Raw genomic sequence first — 21,225 nt, 5'->3', positions numbered from 1 at the left:
CAACACACTTTCGGCAAAGGGTTGTTGACAAGTGTTGAAGTGCGCGGTGGTGCGCTCCGATGAGCGATGGTCATCAGATCGCAACCTCGCGGACCTGTTGCCGCCGGACATGCTCAGGACAGAATCTACGCGCGTTGTCGACCATCGCCTAGGAGACCGAGAGATGCCGCTGAACCGTCGGAAGTTCCTGAAGAAGTCCGCCGCCACCGGAGCGGGAGCGGTGGTCGCCGGCGCGGCGGCGGCGCCGGCGGCCGAGGCGGCCGGGGCCGGCGCGCCCGGGCACCGCGCGAAGCGGTACGCGCTGACCGTCATGGGCACCACGGACCTGCACGGTCACGTCTTCAACTGGGACTACTTCAAGGACGCGGAGTACTCCGACAAGGCGGGCAACGCGCTGGGCCTGGCGCGTATCGCGACCCTGGTCGAGCAGGTGCGCGAGGAGAAGGGCCGCCGCAACACGCTGCTGCTGGACGCCGGTGACACCATCCAGGGCACCCCGCTGACGTACTACTACGCGAAGGTGGACCCGATCACCGCCGAGGGTGGTCCGGTGCATCCGATGGCGCGGGCGATGAACGCGATCGGGTACGACGCGGCGGCCCTCGGCAACCACGAGTTCAACTACGGCATCGAGACGCTGCGGGCGTTCGAGGGGCAGCTTGACTTCCCGCTGCTCGGCGCCAACGCGGTGGACGCGAAGACGCTGCGGCCCGCTTTCCCGCCGTACGTCATGAAGACGTTCCACGTGCCGGGTGCCAAGCCGGTCCGGGTGGCCGTGCTCGGTCTGACCAACCCGGGCATCGCGATCTGGGACAAGGCGTATGTGCAGGGCCGGCTGGCGTTCCCGGGGCTGGAGGAGCAGGCGGCCAAGTGGGTGCCGAAGCTGCGGTCGATGGGTGCGGACGTGGTGGTCGTCTCGGCGCACTCGGGTACCTCGGGCACGTCGTCGTACGGTGACCAGGTGCCGTATCTGGAGAACGCGGCGGCCGAGGTGGCCCGGAAGGTGCCCGGTATCGACGCGATCCTGGTGGGTCACGCGCATCTGGAGATCCCGGAGCTGAAGGTGGTCAACGAGCGGACGGGCCGGACCGTGGTGCTGTCCGAGCCGTTGTGCTACGCCGAGCGGCTCACCGTCTTCGACATCGAGCTGGTGTTCGGCAAGGGCCGCTGGGAGGTGGAGTCGGTCTCCGCGTCCCTGCGCGACTCGCGGACCGTGGCCGATCATCCGGAGATCACCCGGTTGCTGACCGAGGATCACCGCAAGGTCGTGGCGTACGTCAACCAGGTGGTGGGCCGGGCCACCGAGACGCTGACGACCGTCGAGGCCCGGTACCGGGACGCGCCGATCATCGATCTGATCACCAGGGTCCAGGAGGACGTGGTCAAGGCGGCGCTCGCGGGCACGGAGTATGCCGCGCTGCCGGTGATCGCCCAGGCGTCGCCGTTCTCCCGGACCTCCGAGATCCCGGCGGGCGAGGTCACCATCCGGGATCTGTCGAGCCTGTATGTGTACGACAACACGCTGGTGGCCAAGGTGCTGACGGGCGCGCAGGTGCGGGCGTATCTGGAGTACTCGGCGGAGTACTACGTCCAGACGGCGGCCGGTGCCGTGGTCGACGTGGAGAAGCTGACCAATGCCGGTGGCCGTCCGGACTACAACTACGACTACGTGTCGGGGCTGTCGTACGACATCGACATCGCGCGGCCGGCCGGGTCGCGGATCAGGAACCTGGCCTTCGGCGGGGCCCCGCTGGACGACGCGCAGCAGTTCGTGCTGGCGGTGAACAACTACCGGGCCAACGGCGGTGGTGCCTTCCCGTATGTGGCGACGGCCAAGGAGGTGTGGTCGGAGTCGACGGAGATCCGGACCCGGATCGCGGAGTGGGTGACCGCGAAGGGTGTGCTGGACCCGAAGGACTTCGCGTCGGCGGACTGGAAGCTGGTGCGGGACGGCGTGCCGGTGTTCTAGCCGGTGGTGCGGGGCGCGGGGGGGCGGCGGTCCTGGCGGGCGGTGCCGCCGCCGGTGGGCTCGGCCGGTCGTGCGGGCGGTCAGGGTCCGTCGACGAGCGGGATGAGCCGCTTGGGCTGCCGGGCCTGCGGCACCCGTTCCGCGGGGTCGTCGAGTCCGAAGGTGGTGAAGGCGGTCCGGGTGGGCAGTGGGTAGGTCTCCTTGCCGGTGAGGGAGTTGAGGATGGTGGCGCTGCGCCAGGCGGCGAGGCCGAGGTCGGGGGCGCCGACGCCGTGGGTGTGCAGTTCGGCGTTCTGGACGTAGACCGAGCCGCTGACGGCAGGGTCGAGGACGAGGCGGAACTCCCCGTCGATGAGGGGGCGTTCGCTGCTGTCGCGGCGGACGTAGGGGTCGAGTCCGGCGAGGATGCGGCCGAGGGGGCGTTCGCGGTAGCCGGTGGCGAGGATGACGGCGTCGGTGGTGTGCCGGGTGCGGCTGCCCTGCTGGAGGTGTTCCAGGTGGAGTTCGATCCGGCTGGTGGCGATGCGGCCGGCGGTGCGGACGCGGACGCCGGGGGTGAGGACGGCGTCGGGCCAGCCGGTGTGCAGGGTGCGCCGGTACAGCTCGTCGTGGATGGCGGCGAGGGTGCCGGCGTCGATGCCTTTGTGCAGTTGCCACTGGGCGGAGACGAGCCGGTCGCGGACGGGTTCGTCGAGGGCGTGGAAGTAGCGGGTGTAGTCGGGGGTGAAGTGTTCCAGGCCCAGCTTGGAGTACTCCATCGGGGCGAACGCCTCGGTGCGGCCGATCCAGTGCAGTTGTTCCTGGCCGGGCGGGCGGTGCCGCATCAGGTCGAGGAAGATCTCGGCGCCCGACTGTCCGGAGCCGACGACGGTGACGTGTCCGGCGGCGAGGACGGCGTCGCGGTGGCCGAGGTAGTCGGCGGCGTGCAGGACGGGTACGCCGGGGGCGTCGACGAGGGGCTGGAGGGGTTCGGGGACGTAGGGGGCGGTGCCGATGCCGAGGACGATGTTGCGGGTGTAGGTGCGGCCCAGGGTCTCGGTCTCGCCGTCGGTGTCGAGCTGGGCGTAGTCGACTTCGAACACGTCTCGTTCGGGGTTCCAGCGGACGGAGTCGACCTGGTGGCGGAAGCGCAGCCCGGGGAGTGCTTCGGCGACCCAGCGGCAGTAGGCGTCGTACTCGGCGCGCTGGATGTGGAAGCGCTCGGCGAAGTAGAAGGGGAAGAGCCGTTCGCGGTTTCTGAGGTAGCTGAGGAAGCTCCAGGGGCTGGTGGGGTCGGCGAGGGTGACGAGGTCGGCGAGGAAGGGCACTTGGATGGTGGCGCCCTCGATGAGCAGTCCGGGGTGCCAGTCGAAGCCGGGCCGCTGTTCGTAGAAGACGGCGTCGAGTTCGGCGAGCGGGTGGGCGAGGGCGGCGAGGGAGAGGTTGCAGGGTCCGATGCCGATGCCGACGAGGTCGCGGGGGGTGGCGGGCTCGTGGCGTGGGGGGTGGGTCATCCGGGGGTGCTTCTTTCGGCGAGTTCGACGGGGGCGGCGCGTGCGACGAGGTCGAGCAGGTGGGCCAGGTCGTCCGGCCGGGTGTGGGGGTTGAGGACGGTGGCCTTGAGCCAGAGCCGGCCGTCGAGCCGGGCGCGGCCGAGCACGGCCCGGCCGTGGTGCAGCAGTGCGCGGCGGACGGCGGCCACGGCGTCGTCGGTGGCGCCGGCCGGGCGGAACAGGACGGTGCTGATGACGGGCCGGCCGTACAGCTCGAAGCGGGGGTCTTCGGCGGTCAGGGCGGCGAGTTCGCGGGCGCGGGCGCAGACCTGGTCGACCAGGGCGCCGAGTCCGGTGCGGCCGAGGGTGCGCAGGGTGACGGCGATCTTCAGGATGTCGGGGCGGCGGGTGGTGCGCGGGGAGCGGTCGAGGAGGTCGGGGAGGCCGGCTTCGGTGTCGTCGGCGGCGTTGAGGTAGTCGGCGCGCTGGTGGAGGGTGCGGAGTTCGCCGGGGCGGGCGACGGCGAGCAGGCCGGCGGCGGCCGGCTGCCAGCCCAGTTTGTGCAGGTCGAGGGTGACGGTGTGGGCGGCTTCGAGGCCGGTGAGCCGGTGGCGGTGGCGGTCGCTGAAGAGCAGCCCGCCGCCGTAGGCCGCGTCGATGTGCAGCCGGGCGCCGTGGGCGGCGCACCGGTCGGCGATCTCGGGCAGCGGGTCGATGAGGCCGGCGTCGGTGGTGCCGGCGGTGGCGGCGACGAGCAGCGGGCCGGGGAGGGTGCGCAGGGTGTGGTCGAGGGCGGCCGGGTCCAGGGTGCCGCCGGGTGCCGGGACGACGGCGGGCTCGGGCAGGCCGAGCAGCCAGGCGGCGCGGGGCAGGGAGTGGTGGGCGTTCGCGCCGTGGACGAGGCGCAGGCCGCTGCCGTGGGCTTCGCGGGCGAGCAGCAGGGCGAGTTGGTTGGACTCGGTGCCGCCGGTGGTGACGAGGGCGTCGGCGAGGCCGGCCGTGCGGGCGAGGGCGCGGGCGACGGCGGCTTCGAGGGCGGAGGCGGCCGGGGCCTGGTCCCAGGAGTCCAGGGAGGGGTTGAGGGCGCTCGCGGCGAGGTCGGCGGCGACGGCCACGGCGAGCGGCGGGCAGTGCAGGTGGGCCGCGCAGAGCGGGTCGGCGGGGTCGGCGGCGCCCGCGGCGAGGGTGTGTACGAGGGTGCGCAGGGCGTCGGGGTCGCCGGTGTCGGGCAGGGCGTCGCCGAGGACGGCGGTGACGCGGGCGGTGACGGTGTCGGGGCCGCCGGCGGGCAGGGGGCCGCCGCGTGCGGTCCGGCCGGCGGCGAGCGCGTCGAGGACGGTGGCGAGGAGGGGGCGCAGGGCCTCGGGACCGCCGGGGCCCGAGGCGAGCGGCGGGGCCGGGACGACCGGGGCGAGTGGAGGGGCCGGGGCGACCGGGGCGAGTGGAGGGGCCGGGGCGACCGGGGCGAGTGGAGGCGGGTGCGGGGTCTCTCCTCCGCTCATGGGCTCTCCTCCGGGGCGCGGGAACGTCCGGCGGGCCGGCGTCGGCCCGGGGTTTCCGGCGTGTGGGTGGAGTTCCAGCTTGTACCGGAAGAGAGCCCTGTGTCCCGAAAGCCAGGGGAACACGACCCGAAAGTGTGTACTGCCCTCTGCCGGCGACGGGTTGGGGCCGCGCCGGGAGGCCGGTGGCGGTGACCGGCGCGGCCGGCGGTGCCGGTCGCGCCGGTCACCGCCATCACGGTGCCGCCTTCCGCGGGCCCGGCCGTGCGCGGGCCGTCGGCCCCGGGGCCGACGGCCTGCCCGCGTCCCGCGCCTACTCCCCGGGCCGCTCGCCGCGTACCCGCAGGGCGCGGGAGAGGTCGTCCAGGCGGTCGGCGAGGGTGCGGCGCAGCGCCGGGGTGAGGTCGGCGTCGCGCAGGCAGGCCTCGCCGAGCCGGAGGTTCTCGGTGTCGACGGCGTGGGCCGGGAAGCACCAGCGGCCGGCGGCGACGGCGATGGCGGGGCCGCGGCGGGCGGCGAGGGCGACGGCGTCCGGGTAGAAGCGCGGCACGTACGCGCGGACCAGTTCGGCCTGTTCGGGCTGCCAGAAGCCCTGTGCGGTGGCCGTGAAGAGGTAGTTGGACAGGTCGTCGCCGGTGAACATCGCCTCCCAGGCGGCGCGCTTGGCCTCCGGGTCGGGCAGTGCGGCGCGGCAGCGGGCGGCGCCCTCCTGGCCGGTGGCGCTGGGGTCGCGGGCCAGTTCGGCGGCGATGGTGTCCTCGTCGGTGGCGCCGAGGACGGCGAGCCGGGCGAGGACGCGCCAGCGCAGCTCGGGGTCGAGTTCCGGTCCGCCGGGGACCGTGCCGTCGGCGAACCAGGAGGCGAGGGGTTCGGGCTGGGCGGCCACGGAGATCAGGTGCCGTACGGCGATCAGCCGCAGGCCGGGGTGGTCGCCGTCCTCGGTGCGCCGCAGCAGGTCGCGGCAGAGGGAGGTGAGGGCGGCCAGGGCGGCCGGCCGGTCGGCGGGGGCCAGGTACTGCTCGGTGAGCTGGCCGGCGGCGAAGGCGAGGACGCCTTGGGCGACGGCGAGGTCGGTCTCGCGGGGCAGGTGCTCGCGGGCCGTCTCCAGGTAGGCGGCGGGCGGGAGTTCGCCGTCGCGCACGGCGTCGCGGAGGGCGTTCCACACGAGGGCGCGGGTGAGCGGGTCGGGCAGTCCGGACAGGCTGGTGCGGACGGTGTCGAAGGAGGCGGTGTCGAAGCGGATCTTGGCGTAGGTGAGGTCGCCGTCGTTGAGGAGGACCAGCGCGGGGCGCTTGCCGATGGGCTGCGGGGCGGTCTGCGGCAGGTCGAGGTCGACGCGTTCGCGCAGCACCAGCCGGTCCGGGTCGGTGATGTCGTGGTCGTACAGGCCGGCGCTGAGGCGGTGCGGGCGGCTGCCGGCGCGGTCGGCGGTGAGCGCGCAGGTGCCGCCGGCGGAGGTGATCACCGGGGTGAGGGTGTCGACGCCGGTGGTGCGCAGCCAGTTGTCGGCCCAGGCGGGCACGGAGCGGTCGGTGGCCGAGGCGAGGGAGTCGATGAAGTCGGCGAGGGTGGCGTTGGCGAACTTGTGCCGGGCGAAGTGGGTGTTGATGCCGGCGAGGAAGTCCTTCTCGCCGAGCCAGTGGGCGAGCTGGCGCAGCGCGGAGGCGCCCTTGGCGTAGGAGATGCCGTCGAAGTTGAGCAGGGCGGAGGCCGTGTCGTCGACGTTCTCGGGGGCGACCGGGTGGGTGGTGGGCCGCTGGTCGGCGTCGTAGCCCCAGGCTTTGCGGGTGACGCCGAACTCGGTCCAGGGGTCGGTGAACCGGGTGGCCTCGGCGGTGGTCTGGTAGCCCATGTACTCGGCGAAGGACTCGTTCAGCCAGATGTCGTCCCACCACTTGAGGGTGACGAGGTCGCCGAACCACATGTGGGCCATCTCGTGTGCGATGACCATGGCGCGGGTCTGGCGCTCGGTGTCGGTGACGGCGGAGCGGTAGACGAACTCGTCGCGGAAGGTGACCAGGCCCGGGTTCTCCATGGCGCCGGCGTTGAACTCGGGGACGAACGCCTGGTCGTAGGAGTCGAAGGGGTAGGGCTCCTCGAACTTCTCGTGGTAGCGGTCGAAGCAGGCGCGGGTGATGTCGAGGATCTCCTCGGCGTCGGTGTCGAGGTGGGGGGCGAGGGAGCGGCGGCAGTGGAGGCCGAAGGGCAGTCCGCGGTGTTCGGTGCGCACCGAGTGCCAGGGGCCGGCGGCGACGGCGACCAGGTAGGTGGAGACCGGCGGGGTGGGCGCGGCCTGCCAGACGCCGTCGGCGCGGCGGGCGGTGACGCCGTTGGCGAGGACGGTCCAGCCCTCGGGGGCGGTGACCGAGACCTCGAAGACGGCCTTGAGGTCGGGCTGGTCGAAGGCGGCGAAGACGCGCTGGACGTCGTCCATGAACATCTGGGTGTAGACGTACGTCTCGCCGTCGCTGGGGTCGGTGAAGCGGTGCATGCCCTCGCCGGTGCGGGAGTAGCGCATGACCGCGTCGACGCGCAGCAGGTGCTCGCCGGCGGTGAGGTTCTTCAGCGGCAGCCGGTGCCCGGTGAGGGCCGCGGGGTCGAGCGGCTGTCCGTCGAGCGTGACGCTGCGCAGCTCGGCGGGCTTCAGTTCGACGAACGTGTCCCCGTCGGACCGGGCGGTGAACCGGATCTCGGTACGGGAGTCGAAGGTCTCGTCACCGGTGGTGAGGTCCAGTTCGACCGTGTACCGGTGGACGTCGAGGAACTGTGCTCGGAGCTGCGCTTCGTCGCGCGTGAGTACGGACATGCAGGCCATGCTGCCTGATGAGGGCGACAGCGCACAGGGGCGGATCGGTACACGGCTTTTTTCCCCGCGCGCCCCGGCTCCTCGCCGGCTGCTCCCCGGCCCTCCCCCGGTCCGGCGCGGGCGCCGGCCGCCGTGGGCGGGCCGGGGCTCAGGCGTCCTGGTCCCGCTGCCCGTTGTGGGTGTCCTCGGCGATCCGCTCGTGGTGCCGGATCACCTCGGCGATGATGAAGTTCAGGAATTTCTCGGCGAACGCCGGGTCCAGTTTGGCGTTCTCGGCGAGGCGGCGCAGCCGTTCGATCTGGCGGGCCTCGCGGGCGGGGTCGGCGGGCGGGAGCTGGTGCAGTGCCTTGAGCCGGCCGACCTGCTGGGTGGCCTTGAAACGCTCGGCGAGCATGTGGACGACGGCCGCGTCGATGTTGTCGATGCTGTCGCGCAGCCGCTCCAGTTCCTGGCGGACCCCGGGGTCCGCGGCACCGGTGCCGGTGTTGCTGGTGGTCATGGGGGTCAACCCTATGCGCTGGACGGGCCGGGTCCTACGGGGTGTCCGAGGAGTGGATCAGCGGCGGGTCGCCGGGGTCCGGGACGCGGTCGCTCCAGCCGCCGGGCACGGTACGGCCCTGCCGGGCGCGGAAGCGGACGGGGGCGAGGCCGACGCGCCGGGTGAACAGGCGGGAGAAGTAGGCGGGGTCGGCGTAGCCGACGCGGCGGGCGACGGCGGCGACGGGCAGTTCGGTGCCGGCGAGCAGTTCCTTGGCCCGGCCGAGGCGGATGCCGAGCAGATAGTCCTTGGGGCTGCATCCGGCCGCCCGGCGCACCGCTTCGCGCAGCGCGGCGGTGGTCATGCCGTGCCGGGCGGCGTGGCCGGCGACGGTCAGCGGTGTGCAGGCGTCCCGGGCCAGGGCCGCCAGCACCTGGTCGCCGTCGGGGGCGAGGTCGGCGCGGGCACGGCGCAGCGCGACGAGGAGTTCGTGGACGGCGGCGCCGGTCTCCACCTCCAGCAGCGGGTTGCCGCGGCGGGCGGCCCGGGCGACGCGGGCGATGACCGTGCGGGGCCCGGTGGCGTCGGAGAGCGGGACCACGGGCCGGCCGGGTTCGATGTAGCCGAGGTCCCGGTAGGCGGCGGTGGCGGGGCCCGCGAAGTCGACGAAGCCCTCGTCCCAGCCGGTGTCCGGGTCGGGGCCGTAGTGGTGGGGCACGCCGGGGGTGAGCCACAGCAGCGCGGGCGCGGTGACCGTCGTACGGCGGCCGTCGGCGCCCTGGTACCAGCCGCCGCCCGCGCTGATCACCACGGCCACGTGGTGGTCGAGGGTGCGCGGGCCGACCACGGGCAGCGCGCCGTGCTGGAGGCCGACGCCCAGGCAGACCAGGCCGAGGCGGTGGTGGGCGGGGCCGGGGCTGAGGAACCGCATCCAGGTCCGGTACATCGGTGCTCCTCCCGGGGTCCGCGCGGTGCGCGTTTTTGTCCAAGCGGCGCCGATCCTCGTCCATGGCGCGGACCGCGGGAAGGGGGCGAGGCTGGGGCGCATGAGCGAGTTCACGGTGGGGGAATCCGGCTTCCTGCTGGACGGGCGGCCGGTGCGGGTGCTGTCCGGGGCGCTGCACTACTTCCGGGTGCACGAGGCGCAGTGGGAGCACCGGCTGGGCATGCTGCGGGCGATGGGCCTGAACTGCGTGGAGACGTACGTCCCGTGGAACCTGCACGAGCCGCGTCCGGGGACGTACCGGGACGTGGCGGCGGTCGGCCGGTTCCTGGACGCGGTGCACGCGGCGGGCCTGTGGGCGATCGTGCGGCCGGGGCCGTACATCTGCGCGGAGTGGGAGAACGGCGGGCTGCCGGCGTGGCTGACGGGCGGCGGTGTCCGGGTGCGGACGCGGGACGAGCGGTATCTGGGCCGCGTGCGGAGCTGGTTCCGGCGGCTGCTGCGGGAGATCGTGCCCCGCCAGCTCGGCCGCGGCGGCCCGGTGATCATGGTGCAGGTGGAGAACGAGTACGGCAGCTACGGCAGTGACGCCGGTTATCTGGCGGAGCTGGCCGGTCTGCTGCGCGCCGAGGGCGTCACCGCGGTGCTGTGCACCTCGGACGGGCCGGAGGACCACATGCTGACCGGGGGTTCGCTGCCCGGGGTGCCGGCCACGGTGAACTTCGGTTCCCGGGCGGGCGAGGCGTTCGCGGCGCTGCGCCGCCACCGTCCGGGCGGTCCGCTGATGTGCATGGAGTTCTGGTGCGGCTGGTTCGACCACTGGGCCGGTGAGCACGCCGTGGGGGACGCGGACGAGGCCGCGGCGGTGCTGCGGGAGATCCTGGAGTGCGGGGCGTCGGTGAACCTGTACCTGGCGCACGGCGGGACGAGTTTCGGGGGCTGGGCGGGCGCCAACCGGGACGGCGCCCTGCACGAGGGCCGGCTGCTGCCGGACGTGACGTCGTACGACTACGGCGCGCCGGTGGACGAGTACGGCCGCGCCACGGAGATGTTCCACCGGTTCCGCGAGGTGCTGGCCCGGTACCGGCCGGGGCCGCTGCCCGCCCTGCCGCCGCCGCCCGCGCGGCTCGGTGCCCCGGCCGAGGCCGTGCTGACCGGCTGGGCGCCGCTGTCCGGTGTGCTGGAGGCGCTGGGCGGACCGGAGACGGCCGGCCCGGTGCCGCCGGCCTTCGAGGAGCTGGGGATCACCCGGGGCCTGGTCCGCTACACGGTCGACGTGCCCGGTCCGCGCCGGCCGTACCCGCTGACCGTGCGCGGGCTGCGCGACCTCGCCGTGGTGTACGTCGACGGCCGGCGGGCCGGGGTGCTCACCGAGGACGCGCCGCGGCTGCCGGAGCCGGTCGCGGGCCCCGCGCGCCTGGAGCTGTGGGTGGAGTCGCTGGGGCGGGTGAACTACGGGCCGCGGCTGGGCGAGCCGAAGGGCGTCACCGGCGGCATCCTGCACGAGCGGCAGTACCTGCACGGGGTCCGTGCGCGGGGGCTGGATCTGGACGCGTTCGACGGCGGTGTGGCCGCGGTGCCGTTCGAAGCGCCGCCCCGGACGGGCGCGCCGGGGCTGTACCGGGGGTCGGTCACGGTCGGCGGGGCCGGGGACGCCCGGCTGGAGCTGCCGGGCCGGACCCGCGGTTTCGCCTGGATCAACGGCTTCGGGCTGGGCCGGTACTGGTCGGCGGGCCCGCAGCGGTCGCTGTACGTGCCCGGGCCGGTGCTGCGGGAGGGCGGGAACGAGATCTGGCTGCTGGATCTGGACGAAGGGGAACCGGACACCGTGGCGCCCCGTCTGCTGCCCGTGTGACCGGAGCCCTTCCCGCCGGGGCCGTGCCGCCTACAGTGGAGGGAGGTTCCGCGTCCTCAGGGGGTGCCGGTGTGGCGAACGGCGGGCCGGTCGAGCACGGCTATCCGCATCTGGAGACGGTGCGGGCCGCCGTCACCGCGCTGTACCGGCGGCTGTCCCGGGACACCATCGAGACGTTCTCGGCCAGCGTGGCCCCCGCCGACGTGGCGTTCTGCGACACCGACGACCTGCATCTGGGCGCGCAGCGGGTGGCCCGGGAGATCGTGCGGCACTTCCGGCTGCCGGACGCGCGGCTGATCGTCGGCTTCCGGGAGATGACCCACGCGGCCAACGTCGAACTGGCGGCGGGCCCGGAGTACTTCGTCGAGCTGAACGACCGGTTCCGCGCCCACCGCCGGGACATCGGCGCGGCCCTCGCCCACGAGGTGGCGCACGTCTATCTGCACCGGCTGGACCTGGCCTTCGCCACCACGGCGGAGAACGAGATCCTGACGGACACGGCGGCGGCGTACCTGGGCGCGGGCTGGCTGCTGCTGGACGCCTACCGGCAGGACGCGGTCTCCTCCCAGAAGCTGGGCTATCTCACCCCGGAGGAGTTCGGTTACGTCCTGGCCAAGCGGGCGCTGCTCTTCGGTGAGGACCCGTCGCTGTGGTTCACCAGCCCGCAGGCGTACACCGCCTACGCCAAGGGGCTGGAGCGGGCCCGGCACGACGGGCGGCAGCCGCCGCTGACCGCGGCGGGCTGGGCGGGCCGCCGCCGCTACGCCCACGACCGCCGGCACGCCGGGACGGGTCCGCCGGCGGCGCCGTACGCCTTCGACCCGGACGCGGCCGGCCGGCTGCGGGTGTCCTTCCCCTGCCCGACCTGCCATCAGCGGATCAAGGTGCCGGTGCAGGGGCGGGTGCGGGCCCGGTGCGGGCTGTGCCGGACGGTGCTGGAGTGCGACACGTAGCCGCCGCGCGCGGTCCCGGTCCGGAGGTGCGACGACGCCTGCCCAGTCGTCCGGTCGGGGACAGGCGGGCAGGCGCCATCTGTGTTCCGTACGCCGTTGTACGGGACGTTCCTTGGGGACCGGGGTCCGAGGACCCCGGGTCCGTGCGCGTCAGACCGCCAGGGCGCGGTCCGTCGGGCGGATCGGGGCCGGCAGGTCGCTGGCCCCGGTCAGGTAGCGGTCGACTCCGCGGGCGGCCGAGCGGCCCTCCGCGATCGCCCACACGATGAGGGACTGGCCGCGGCCGGCGTCACCGGCGACGAACACACCCGGCACGTTGGTCTGGAAGTCGGCGTCGCGGGCGATGTTACCCCGTTCGTCCAGGTCCAGCCCAAACTGCTCGACGAGGCCGTTCTCCCGGTCGGTGCCGGTGAAGCCCATGGCGAGGGTGACGAGCTGGGCCGGGATCTTGCGCTCGGTGCCCGGCTTGGGGGTCAGCCTGCCGTCCACGAACTCGACCTCGGTGAGGTGCAGCCACTGGACGTTGCCGTCCTCGTCGCCCTCGAAGTGGGTGGTGGAGACGGAGTAGACCCGCTCGCCGCCCTCCTCGTGCGCCGAGGTGACCTTGTAGAGCAGCGGGAAGGTCGGCCAGGGCTGGGCGACCGGGTGCCGCTCGTCGTTCGGGCGGGGCATGATCTCCAGCTGGGTGACGGAGGCCGCGCCCTGCCGGTGGGCGGTGCCCACGCAGTCCGCGCCGGTGTCACCGCCGCCGATGACGACGACGTGCTTGCCCTCGGCCGACAGGGGCGGGGTGACGTAGTCGCCCTCCTGGACCTTGTTGGCCAGCGGCAGGTACTCCATCGCCTGGTGGACGCCCTTGAGTTCGCGGCCCGGCACCGGCAGGTCGCGCGCGGTGGTGGCGCCGGCGGCGATCACGATCGCGTCGTACCGCTTCTTCAGGTCGCGGGCGTTGATGTCGCGGCCGATCTCGACGCCGGTGCGGAAGCGGGTGCCCTCCGCGCGCATCTGCTCGATCCGGCGGTTGATGTGCCGCTTCTCCATCTTGAACTCGGGGATGCCGTACCGCAGCAGGCCGCCGACGCGGTCCGCGCGTTCGTAGACGGCGACCGTGTGGCCGGCCCGGGTCAGCTGCTGGGCGGCGGCGAGACCCGCCGGGCCCGAGCCGATGACCGCGACCGTCTTGCCGGACAGGCGCTCGGGGATCTGCGGGGCGACGTCCCCGCTGTCCCACGCCTTGTCGATGATGGAGACCTCGACGTTCTTGATGGTGACCGGCGGCTGGTTGATGCCCAGCACACATGCCGCCTCGCACGGGGCCGGGCACAGGCGGCCGGTGAACTCCGGGAAGTTGTTGGTGGCGTGCAGCCGCTCGGAGGCGGCGCCCCAGTCCTCGCGGTAGGCGTAGTCGTTCCACTCGGGGATCAGGTTCCCCAGCGGACAGCCGTTGTGGCAGAACGGGATACCGCAGTCCATGCAGCGGCTGGCCTGCTTGCTGATGATCGGCAGCAGGGAGCCGGGGACGTAGACCTCGTTCCAGTCCCTGACCCGCTCGGCGACGGGGCGGGTCTCGGCGACCTCACGGCCGTGGTTCAGGAAGCCCTTCGGGTCAGCCATTGATCGCCGCCTCCATCATCTTCTCGGTGATCTCGGTCTCGGAGAGACCGGCTCGCTCGGCGGCGTCCTTGGCGGCGAGCACTGCCTTGTACGTGCTGGGGATGATCTTGCTGAAGCGTGCCGCGGCCGTGTCCCAGTCGGCCAGCAGCTTCGCGGCGACGGTCGAGCCGGTCTCCTCGGCGTGGCGGCGCACCACGTCGTGCAGCCACCGCTTGTCCGCGTCGTCCAGCGCCTCGACCGCACCGGCGTTGCCGGCGTTGACGTCGGCGGTGTCGAGGTCGATGACGTAGGCGACACCGCCGGACATGCCCGCGGCGAAGTTGCGGCCGGTCGGGCCGAGGACGACCGCGTGGCCGCCGGTCATGTACTCGCAGCCGTGGTCGCCCACGCCCTCGGAGACCACCAGCGCGCCGGAGTTGCGGACGCAGAACCGCTCACCGGTACGGCCGCGCAGGAACAGCTCGCCGCCGGTGGCGCCGTAGGCGATGGTGTTGCCCGCGATGGTGGAGTACTCGGCGAGGTGGTCGGCGGCCCGGTCCGGGCGGACCACGATCCGGCCGCCGGACAGGCCCTTGCCGACGTAGTCGTTGGCGTCGCCCTCCAGGCGCAGCGTGACGCCGCGCGGCAGGAACGCGCCGAAGGACTGGCCGGCGGAGCCGGTGAAGGTGATGTCGATGGTGTCGTCGGGCAGACCCGCGCCGCCGAACTTCTTCGTCACCTCGTGGCCGAGCATGGTGCCGACCGTGCGGTTGATGTTGCGGATGGCGACCTGGGCGCGCACCGGCTGGGCCTCGGTCGCGTCCTGCGCGGCGAGCGCGTCGGCGGCCAGCTTGATCAGCTCGTTGTCCAGGGCCTTCTCCAGGCCGTGATCCTGGGCGGCGACCTGGTGGCGGACGGCGCCGTCGGCCAGCTCGGGCACGTGGAACAGCGGGGCCAGGTCCAGGCCCTGCGCCTTCCAGTGGTTCACCGCGCGCTCGACGTCCAGCACCTCGGCGTGGCCGACGGCCTCCTCGATGGAGCGGAAGCCCAGTTCGGCCAGCAGTTCGCGGACCTCCTCGGCGATGAACCGGAAGAAGTTCACCACGTACTCGGCCTTGCCGGCGAAGCGGTCGCGCAGCACCGGGTTCTGGGTGGCGATGCCGACCGGGCAGGTGTCCAGGTGGCAGACGCGCATCATCACGCAGCCGGAGACGACCAGCGGAGCGGTGGCGAAACCGAACTCCTCGGCGCCGAGCAGCGCGGCGATGACCACGTCCCGGCCGGTCTTCAGCTGGCCGTCGGTCTGCACGACGATCCGGTCGCGCAGGCCGTTGAGCAGCAGGGTCTGCTGGGTCTCGGCGAGGCCCAGCTCCCAGGGGCCGCCCGCGTGCTTCAGCGAGGTCAGCGGGGAGGCGCCCGTGCCGCCGTCGTGGCCGGAGATCAGGACGACGTCCGCGTGCGCCTTGGACACACCGGCCGCGACCGTGCCGACGCCGACCTCGGAGACCAGCTTGACGTGGATCCGCGCCCGCGGGTTCGCGTTCTTCAGGTCGTGGATCAGCTGGGCCAGGTCTTCGATGGAGTAGATGTCGTGGTGCGGCGGCGGGGAGATCAGGCCGACGCCCGGGGTGCTGTGCCGGGTCTTGGCCACCCACGGGTAGACCTTGTGGCCGGGCAGCTGGCCGCCCTCGCCGGGCTTGGCGCCCTGGGCCATCTTGATCTGGATGTCGTCCGCGTTGACCAGGTACTCGGAGGTCACGCCGAAACGGCCGGAGGCGACCTGCTTGATCGCCGAGCGGCGCGCCGGGTCGTACAGGCGGTCCGCGTCCTCGCCGCCCTCGCCGGTGTTGGACTTGCCGCCCAGCTCGTTCATGGCGATGGCGAGGGTCTCGTGCGCCTCCTTGGAGATGGAGCCGTACGACATCGCGCCCGTGGAGAACCGCTTGACGATCTCGGAGACGGGCTCGACCTCCTCGACGGGGATCGGGCCGCGGCCGGAGTTGAAGCCGAACAGGCCGCGCAGCGTCATCAGGCGCTCGGACTGCTCGTTCACCCGGGACGTGTACTTCTTGAAGATGTCGTACCGGCCGGAGCGCGTGGAGTGCTGGAGACGGAAGACCGTCTCCGGGTCGAACAGGTGCGGCTCGCCCTCGCGGCGCCACTGGTACTCGCCGCCGATGTCCAGCGCGCGGTGCGCCGGGGCGATGCCGGAGACGGGGTAGGCCTTGGCGTGGCGGGCGGCGACCTCCGCGGCGATGACGTCGATGCCGACGCCGCCGATCTTGGTGGCGGTGCCGTTGAAGTACGTCTCCACGAAGCCCTCGTCCAGGCCGACGGCCTCGAAGACCTGCGCGCCGCGGTAGGAGGCGACGGTGGAGATGCCCATCTTGGACATGACCTTCAGCACGCCCTTGCCGAGGGCGTAGATCAGGTTCTTGATGGCCTGCTCGGGCTCCAGGCCGTTCAGGAAGGTGCCCGCGCGCAGCAGGTCCTCCACCGACTCCATCGCCAGGTAGGGGTTGACGGCGGCGGCGCCGTAGCCGATGAGCAGGGCGACGTGGTGGACCTCGCGGACGTCGCCGGCCTCGACCAGCAGGCCCACCTGGGTGCGCTGCTTGGTGCGGATGAGGTGGTGGTGGACGGCCGAGGTGAGCAGCAGCGACGGGATCGGCGCGTGCTCGGCGTCCGAGTGGCGGTCCGACAGGACGATCAGCCGGGCGCCGTTGTCGATGGCGGCGTCGGCCTCGGCGCAGATCTCCTCGATGCGCGCGGCGAGGGCGTCACCGCCGCCGGAGACCCGGTACAGGCCGGAGAGGGTCGCGGCCTTGAAGCCGGGCATGTCGCCGTCGGCGTTGATGTGGATGAGCTTGGCCAGCTCGTCGTTGTCGATCACCGGGAAGGGCAGGGTGACCGAGCGGCAGGAGGCGGCCGTCGGCTCCAGCAGGTTGCCCTCCGGGCCCAGCGACGAGCGCAGGGAGGTGACCAGTTCCTCGCGGATGGCGTCCAGCGGCGGGTTGGTGACCTGCGCGAAGAGCTGGGTGAAGTAGTCGAAGAGCAGCCGGGGGCGCTCGGAGAGGGCCGCGATCGGGGAGTCCGTGCCCATGGAGCCGATCGGCTCGGCGCCGGCGCGGGCCATCGGCGCGAGGATGACGCGCAGCTCTTCCTCGGTGTAGCCGAAGGTCTGCTGGCGGCGGGTGACCGAGGCGTGGGTGTGGACGATGTGCTCGCGCTCGGGCAGGTCGACCAGCTCGATCTCGCCGGCCTCCAGCCATTCGGCGTACGGCTTCTCGGCGGCGAGGGACGCCTTGAGCTCGTCGTCCTCGATGATGCGGTGCTCGGCGGTGTCGACGAGGAACATCCGGCCGGGCTGGAGACGGCCCTTGCGGACGACCTTGGCGGGGTCGATGTCCAGGACGCCGACCTCGGAGCCGAGGACCACCAGGCCCTCGTCGGTGACCCAGTAGCGGCCGGGGCGCAGGCCGTTGCGGTCGAGGACGGCGCCGACCTGGGTGCCGTCGGTGAAGGTGACGCAGGCGGGGCCGTCCCAGGGCTCCATCATCGTGGAGTGGAACTGGTAGAAGGCGCGCCGGTCCGGGTCCATGGAGACGTGGTTCTCCCACGCCTCCGGGATCATCATCAGCACCGAGTGCGGCAGCGAACGGCCGCCGAGGTGCAGCAGCTCCAGCACCTCGTCGAAGGAGGCGGAGTCGGAGGCGTCCGGCGTACAGACCGGGAAGAGGCGGTCCAGCTTGTCCTGGGGCCCGAACAGGCCGGAGAGCAGCTGGGACTCGCGGGCGCGCATCCAGTTGCGGTTGCCCTTGACGGTGTTGATCTCACCGTTGTGCGCGACGAAGCGGTACGGGTGTGCGAGCGGCCACGACGGGAAGGTGTTCGTGGAGAACCGGGAGTGCACGAGCGCGATCGCGGAGGCGAAGCGGCGGTCGGACAGGTCCGGGAAGAAGGGCTCGAGCTGGCCGGTGGTCAGCATGCCCTTGTAGACGATCGTCCGGGCGGACAGGGACGGGAAGTAGACCCCGGCCTCCCGCTCGGCGCGCTTGCGCAGCACGAACGCCTTGCGGTCCAGGGCGATGCCCTCGCTGGCGCCGTCGGCGACGAACAGCTGCCGGAACAGCGGCATGGTGGAGCGGGCGGTGGCGCCGAGCAGCTCCGGGGCGACCGGGACCTCGCGCCAGCCGAGGACGGTGAGGTCCTCCTCGGCGGCGATCGTCTCGATCTGTGAGACGGCGTCCTCGGCCCCGGTCTGGGGCAGGAAGGCGATGCCTACCGCGTAGGAACCGGCCGCGGGAAGGTCGAATCCGGCCACTTCGCGGAGGAAGGCGTCCGGCACCTGGGAGAGGAGGCCCGCGCCGTCGCCGGAGTCGGGCTCGGAGCCGGTGGCGCCGCGGTGCTCCAGGTTGCGCAGCACGGTGAGTGCCTGCTCGACCAGGGTGTGGGAGGCCTCGCCGGTGAGAGTGGCGACGAAACCGACGCCGCAGGCGTCGTGTTCGTTGCGGGGGTCGTACATACCCTGCGCAGCAGGGCGAGCATCCATGAACGACCAGTTTCGGCCGTTCGTGGAGTGCTGGGACGGCTGGCGCGGCGTACGCATCGGCTCTCCCGTCGTCGTCATATGGCATGTGGCAGGTGCCGAGGGACGACGTTGGCCCTCTGCGTGAGATCTACGGTGAGATCAAAATTTCGTGCAGGTTACATGATGGAGCGGTTCCCGGGAACCGGATACTCCGTTCCATCATGCGGACGCCGCGGTCGCGGCGGAGGTGCCACGGGGACGCGGCGGATGCCGCGCGGTGGCGGCGCGGTGCCGTACGGGACGGCGGTGCCGTGGGGTGGCGGCGGGGGCCGTGCGGTGACGGCCGACGTGGCGGAGGGACCGCCACGGACCCGATCGGTCGGATCGGCGTCCGGCGGCCCCGCGGGGGCCGGGGAGGGTGACATCACCCGCCCCGAGGGGGTGCGGCAGGCGTCATTGCCCGCAGCGCTTACGGCTCATGCCCGGTCGTCAAGGAACTGAAACCAGTGAGTAACGGGTACTTATGCGGCCCCTCGCATAGGTACCGGTCGGCCTATCCTACGGCCGTTCCGAACAGAGTGCCCAGGGCGTACGTCACACCGGCCGCCGCGCCGCCGAGCGCGAGCTGCCGCAGACCGCTGAACCACCAGCTCCGCGCGGTCACCCGGGCCACCACGGCACCGCATCCGAAGAGCCCCGCGAGGGCCAGCAGCACGGCCGGCCACAGCACGGTCGCGCCGAGGAGGTACGGCAGGAGGGGCAGCAGGGCGCCGAGGGCGAACGAACCGAACGAGGACACGGCGGCGACCAGCGGCGAGGGCAGATCACCGGGGTCGATGCCCAGTTCCTCGCGGGCGTGGATCTCCAGGGCCTGCTCGGGGTCCCGGGACAGCTGCCGGGCCACCTGGCGGGCCAGCTCGGGCTCCACCCCGCGCGCCGCGTACAGCGCGGCCAGCTCCGCTTCCTCGTCCTGCGGGTGCCGGCGCAGCTCACGGCGTTCGACGTCGAGTTCGGCCTCGACGAGTTCGCGCTGCGAGGCGACGGAGGTGTACTCGCCGGCCGCCATGGAGAAGGCGCCGGCGGCGAGGCCCGCGAGGCCGGTGATGACGATGGTGTGCTGGCCCACGGAGCCGCCGGCCACGCCCGTCATCAGGGCGAGGTTCGAAACCAGGCCGTCCATCGCACCGAAGACGGCGGGCCGCAGCCAGCCGCCGTTCACATCGCGGTGCGTGTGGTTGTCGCGGTGCGCTTCGTGCAGCGCGGCCTCGGTTTCGATGATGGCCATGCGGGCCCCCCAGGTGAGCTTAGCCAAAGCTGACTTTGGACGCGTTCTACTTTTTGACAACACAGAATCTACGCTGGTGATTCCGTCTCCGCCAGCAAGGAAAGGCTGGGCTAACCTGCGGTTTTGCCCTCCGGCACCGGCCGCGTGGGACGCGCCGGAACCCTGGAAACCGCGCGACCCGGACCGCCCAGGGGGATGATTCGGGACATGACGGTCAGAAACGAAGCACGCGTCGGCGCGTCCCCCGGCCCGCGGCGCACCGGAGTACCGGCCGGTGCGGCCGGCGGCAACGCCTGGCGCACCGCCCGGTCCCTCGCCCCGGCGGCCGCGGATAACGGCCGGCAGGGGCCGTGGGCGCCCGGCCCGGCGCCCGCCGGGGTCGCGCGCCGGGCCGCCGGCCGGGACGGGACCCGCGCCCCCGAGCGCGCGGCCGGTCCTCTCGGAGGCCGCCCGTGCTCCGTCTGACCTGGGTCCAGCCGGAAGACCTGCTGGGCCACGAACTGCGCCAGGCCCGGCTGGACGGGCGCGAACCGAAGGCGGTCGAGGCGCGCTGGCGGGCGGCGGGCGGCCCGGACGCCCCGGAGCGGGCCGGCGCGTCCGCGCCCGGCGTCACCCGCTACCTGCGCCTGCTGGCCGAGGACCTGCTGGACGAACTCGCCGATCTGCCCAGCCGCTTCGCCGAGGACGAGCCGACGGAGCCGGCCCGGATCACGGCGCTGTGCCCCGCCTGGCCGGCGCCCCCCGCCGGACCGCGCGCCCCCGCGGAGCGCTACCGCGCCGCCCTCGAAGCCGCCTGGCTGGGCCGGGCCGTCGGCTGTCTGCTCGGCAAGCCCGTCGAGGCGCTCCCCCTCGACGGCCTGCGCGCCCTCGCCGAGGCGGCCGGGAACTGGCCCCCCGCCGGCTACTTCACCGCCCGGTCGGTCCCCGGGGACCTCCTGGCCGCCCACCCGTGGAACCCCCGGGACGCCGCCCCCTGCCTCGCCGAGAACATCGACGGCATGCCCTCGACCGGCGAACTCGACCACACCCTGCTCGGCCTGCTGCTGCTCCAGCGGCACGGCAAGGCGTTCACGACCGACGACGTGGCCCGGCTCTGGCTCGACGAACTGCCGGCCGGCCGCACCTCCACCGCCGAGCGGCTCGCCCTGCGCAATCTGCTGGCCGGCGTGGAACCCCCGCACACCGCCCGCCACCGCAACCCGTTCCGCGAATGGACCGGCGCCCTGGTCCGCGCCGACGTGCACGGCTGGACCCACCCGGGCGACCCGGCCGCCGCCGCCCGGCAGGCGCACCGCGACGCGGTCCTCACCCACACCGCCAACGGCGTCTACGCGGCGATGTTCACCGCTGCCGTCATCGCCACCGCCGCCACCGGCACCGAGGACGTCCACGCCTGCCTGCGCGCCGGCCGCGCGGTCCTCCCGCCCCGGTCCCGGCTGGCTGCGGCCGTCGCCCACGCCGTCCGGCTGGCCCGGAGCACGACGGACTTCGCGGACGTGGCGGACGCCCTCCAGGACCGCTACGCCGCCACCCACCACCGGCTGCACGCCGTCCCCACCACCGCCCTGCTCGCCGCCGCCCTCACCCACGCCGACGGCGACTTCACCGGCTCCGTGGGCCGTGCCGTGTCCGGCGGCTGGGACACCGCCACGGCCGGCGCCGCCGCGGGCAGTGTCGCCGGTCTGCTCGCCGGCTCCCCGGACGCGCTGCCCGAACACTGGCGGGCCCCGCTGAAGAACCGGCTCGCCAGCCGCCTCGCCGACTTCGACGGGTCCGGTTTCGACACCCTCGCCCAGCTCACCCGCCGGCAGGCGCTCTGACGGGCCTGCCGGCCACCTTGC

Annotated in this window: 12 protein-coding genes; 4 read left to right on the top strand and 8 right to left on the bottom strand. The window is 73.2% G+C overall.

What is annotated here, in order from left to right; all coding sequences use genetic code 11:
- Positions 1–163 precede the first annotated feature (163 nt).
- Complete coding sequence (locus ACZ4SV_RS19565) at positions 164–1,969, top strand: bifunctional metallophosphatase/5'-nucleotidase (RefSeq protein WP_468005747.1); 1,806 nt, start codon at positions 164–166, stop codon at positions 1,967–1,969.
- A gap of 80 nt (positions 1,970–2,049) precedes the next feature.
- On the opposite strand, the gene ACZ4SV_RS19560 is transcribed toward ACZ4SV_RS19565, so the two are convergent.
- From ACZ4SV_RS19560 to ACZ4SV_RS19540, 5 genes are all read right to left on the bottom strand, one after another.
- Positions 2,050–3,462 carry a lysine N(6)-hydroxylase/L-ornithine N(5)-oxygenase family protein gene (locus tag ACZ4SV_RS19560; RefSeq protein ID WP_468005745.1) on the bottom strand — a complete coding sequence of 471 codons (1,413 nt, stop codon included), beginning with the start codon at positions 3,460–3,462 and terminating at the stop codon, positions 2,050–2,052.
- Positions 3,459–4,943, bottom strand: a complete 1,485-nt coding sequence (locus tag ACZ4SV_RS19555; RefSeq protein ID WP_468005743.1) for a pyridoxal phosphate-dependent decarboxylase family protein — start codon at positions 4,941–4,943, stop codon at positions 3,459–3,461. Before ACZ4SV_RS19555 ends, ACZ4SV_RS19560 begins: the two co-directional genes overlap by 4 nt.
- Before the next feature lie 310 nt (positions 4,944–5,253).
- Positions 5,254–7,746 carry an aminopeptidase N gene (gene pepN / locus ACZ4SV_RS19550; RefSeq protein WP_468005741.1) on the bottom strand — a complete coding sequence of 831 codons (2,493 nt, stop codon included), beginning with the start codon at positions 7,744–7,746 and terminating at the stop codon, positions 5,254–5,256.
- Between the two features lie 148 nt (positions 7,747–7,894).
- Positions 7,895–8,245, bottom strand: a complete 351-nt coding sequence (locus ACZ4SV_RS19545) for a chorismate mutase (RefSeq protein ID WP_365883172.1) — start codon at positions 8,243–8,245, stop codon at positions 7,895–7,897.
- Positions 8,246–8,279: 34 nt separating this feature from the next.
- Positions 8,280–9,170, bottom strand: a complete 891-nt coding sequence (locus ACZ4SV_RS19540) for a helix-turn-helix domain-containing protein (RefSeq protein WP_397945767.1) — start codon at positions 9,168–9,170, stop codon at positions 8,280–8,282.
- A 100-nt stretch (positions 9,171–9,270) separates the two neighbouring features.
- On the opposite strand from ACZ4SV_RS19540, the gene ACZ4SV_RS19535 reads away from it, so the two are divergent.
- Both ACZ4SV_RS19535 and ACZ4SV_RS19530 read left to right on the top strand, forming a co-directional pair.
- Positions 9,271–11,022 carry a glycoside hydrolase family 35 protein gene (locus ACZ4SV_RS19535; RefSeq protein WP_468005738.1) on the top strand — a complete coding sequence of 584 codons (1,752 nt, stop codon included), beginning with the start codon at positions 9,271–9,273 and terminating at the stop codon, positions 11,020–11,022.
- 71 nt (positions 11,023–11,093) lie between these two features.
- A complete protein-coding gene (locus ACZ4SV_RS19530) occupies positions 11,094–11,975 on the top strand; it encodes a hypothetical protein (protein WP_468005736.1) in 882 nt (293 codons plus the stop codon).
- Between the two features lie 150 nt (positions 11,976–12,125).
- On the opposite strand, the gene ACZ4SV_RS19525 is transcribed toward ACZ4SV_RS19530, so the two are convergent.
- From ACZ4SV_RS19525 to ACZ4SV_RS19515, 3 genes are all read right to left on the bottom strand, one after another.
- The gene (locus tag ACZ4SV_RS19525; protein WP_468005734.1) at positions 12,126–13,589 is read right to left on the bottom strand and encodes a glutamate synthase subunit beta; all 1,464 of its coding nucleotides are present in this window, start codon (positions 13,587–13,589) and stop codon (positions 12,126–12,128) included.
- Complete coding sequence (gltB, locus tag ACZ4SV_RS19520; RefSeq protein ID WP_468005732.1) at positions 13,582–18,093, bottom strand: glutamate synthase large subunit; 4,512 nt, start codon at positions 18,091–18,093, stop codon at positions 13,582–13,584. The genes ACZ4SV_RS19525 and gltB overlap by 8 nt, the downstream gene beginning before the upstream one ends.
- 559 nt (positions 18,094–18,652) lie before the next feature.
- A complete protein-coding gene (locus ACZ4SV_RS19515) occupies positions 18,653–19,384 on the bottom strand; it encodes a VIT1/CCC1 transporter family protein (protein WP_365877691.1) in 732 nt (243 codons plus the stop codon).
- A 452-nt stretch (positions 19,385–19,836) separates the two neighbouring features.
- Here ACZ4SV_RS19515 and ACZ4SV_RS19510 point away from each other — a divergent pair, with 452 nt between their 5' ends.
- The gene (locus ACZ4SV_RS19510) at positions 19,837–21,204 is read left to right on the top strand and encodes an ADP-ribosylglycohydrolase family protein (RefSeq protein WP_468005729.1); all 1,368 of its coding nucleotides are present in this window, start codon (positions 19,837–19,839) and stop codon (positions 21,202–21,204) included.
- The last annotated feature ends 21 nt before the right edge of the window (positions 21,205–21,225 follow it).

It is taken from the genome of Streptomyces sp. NPDC027672, assembly GCF_055566335.1.
Note: the sequence above shows the minus strand (reverse complement) of the source record. Positions and strands in the feature narration are given on the sequence as shown.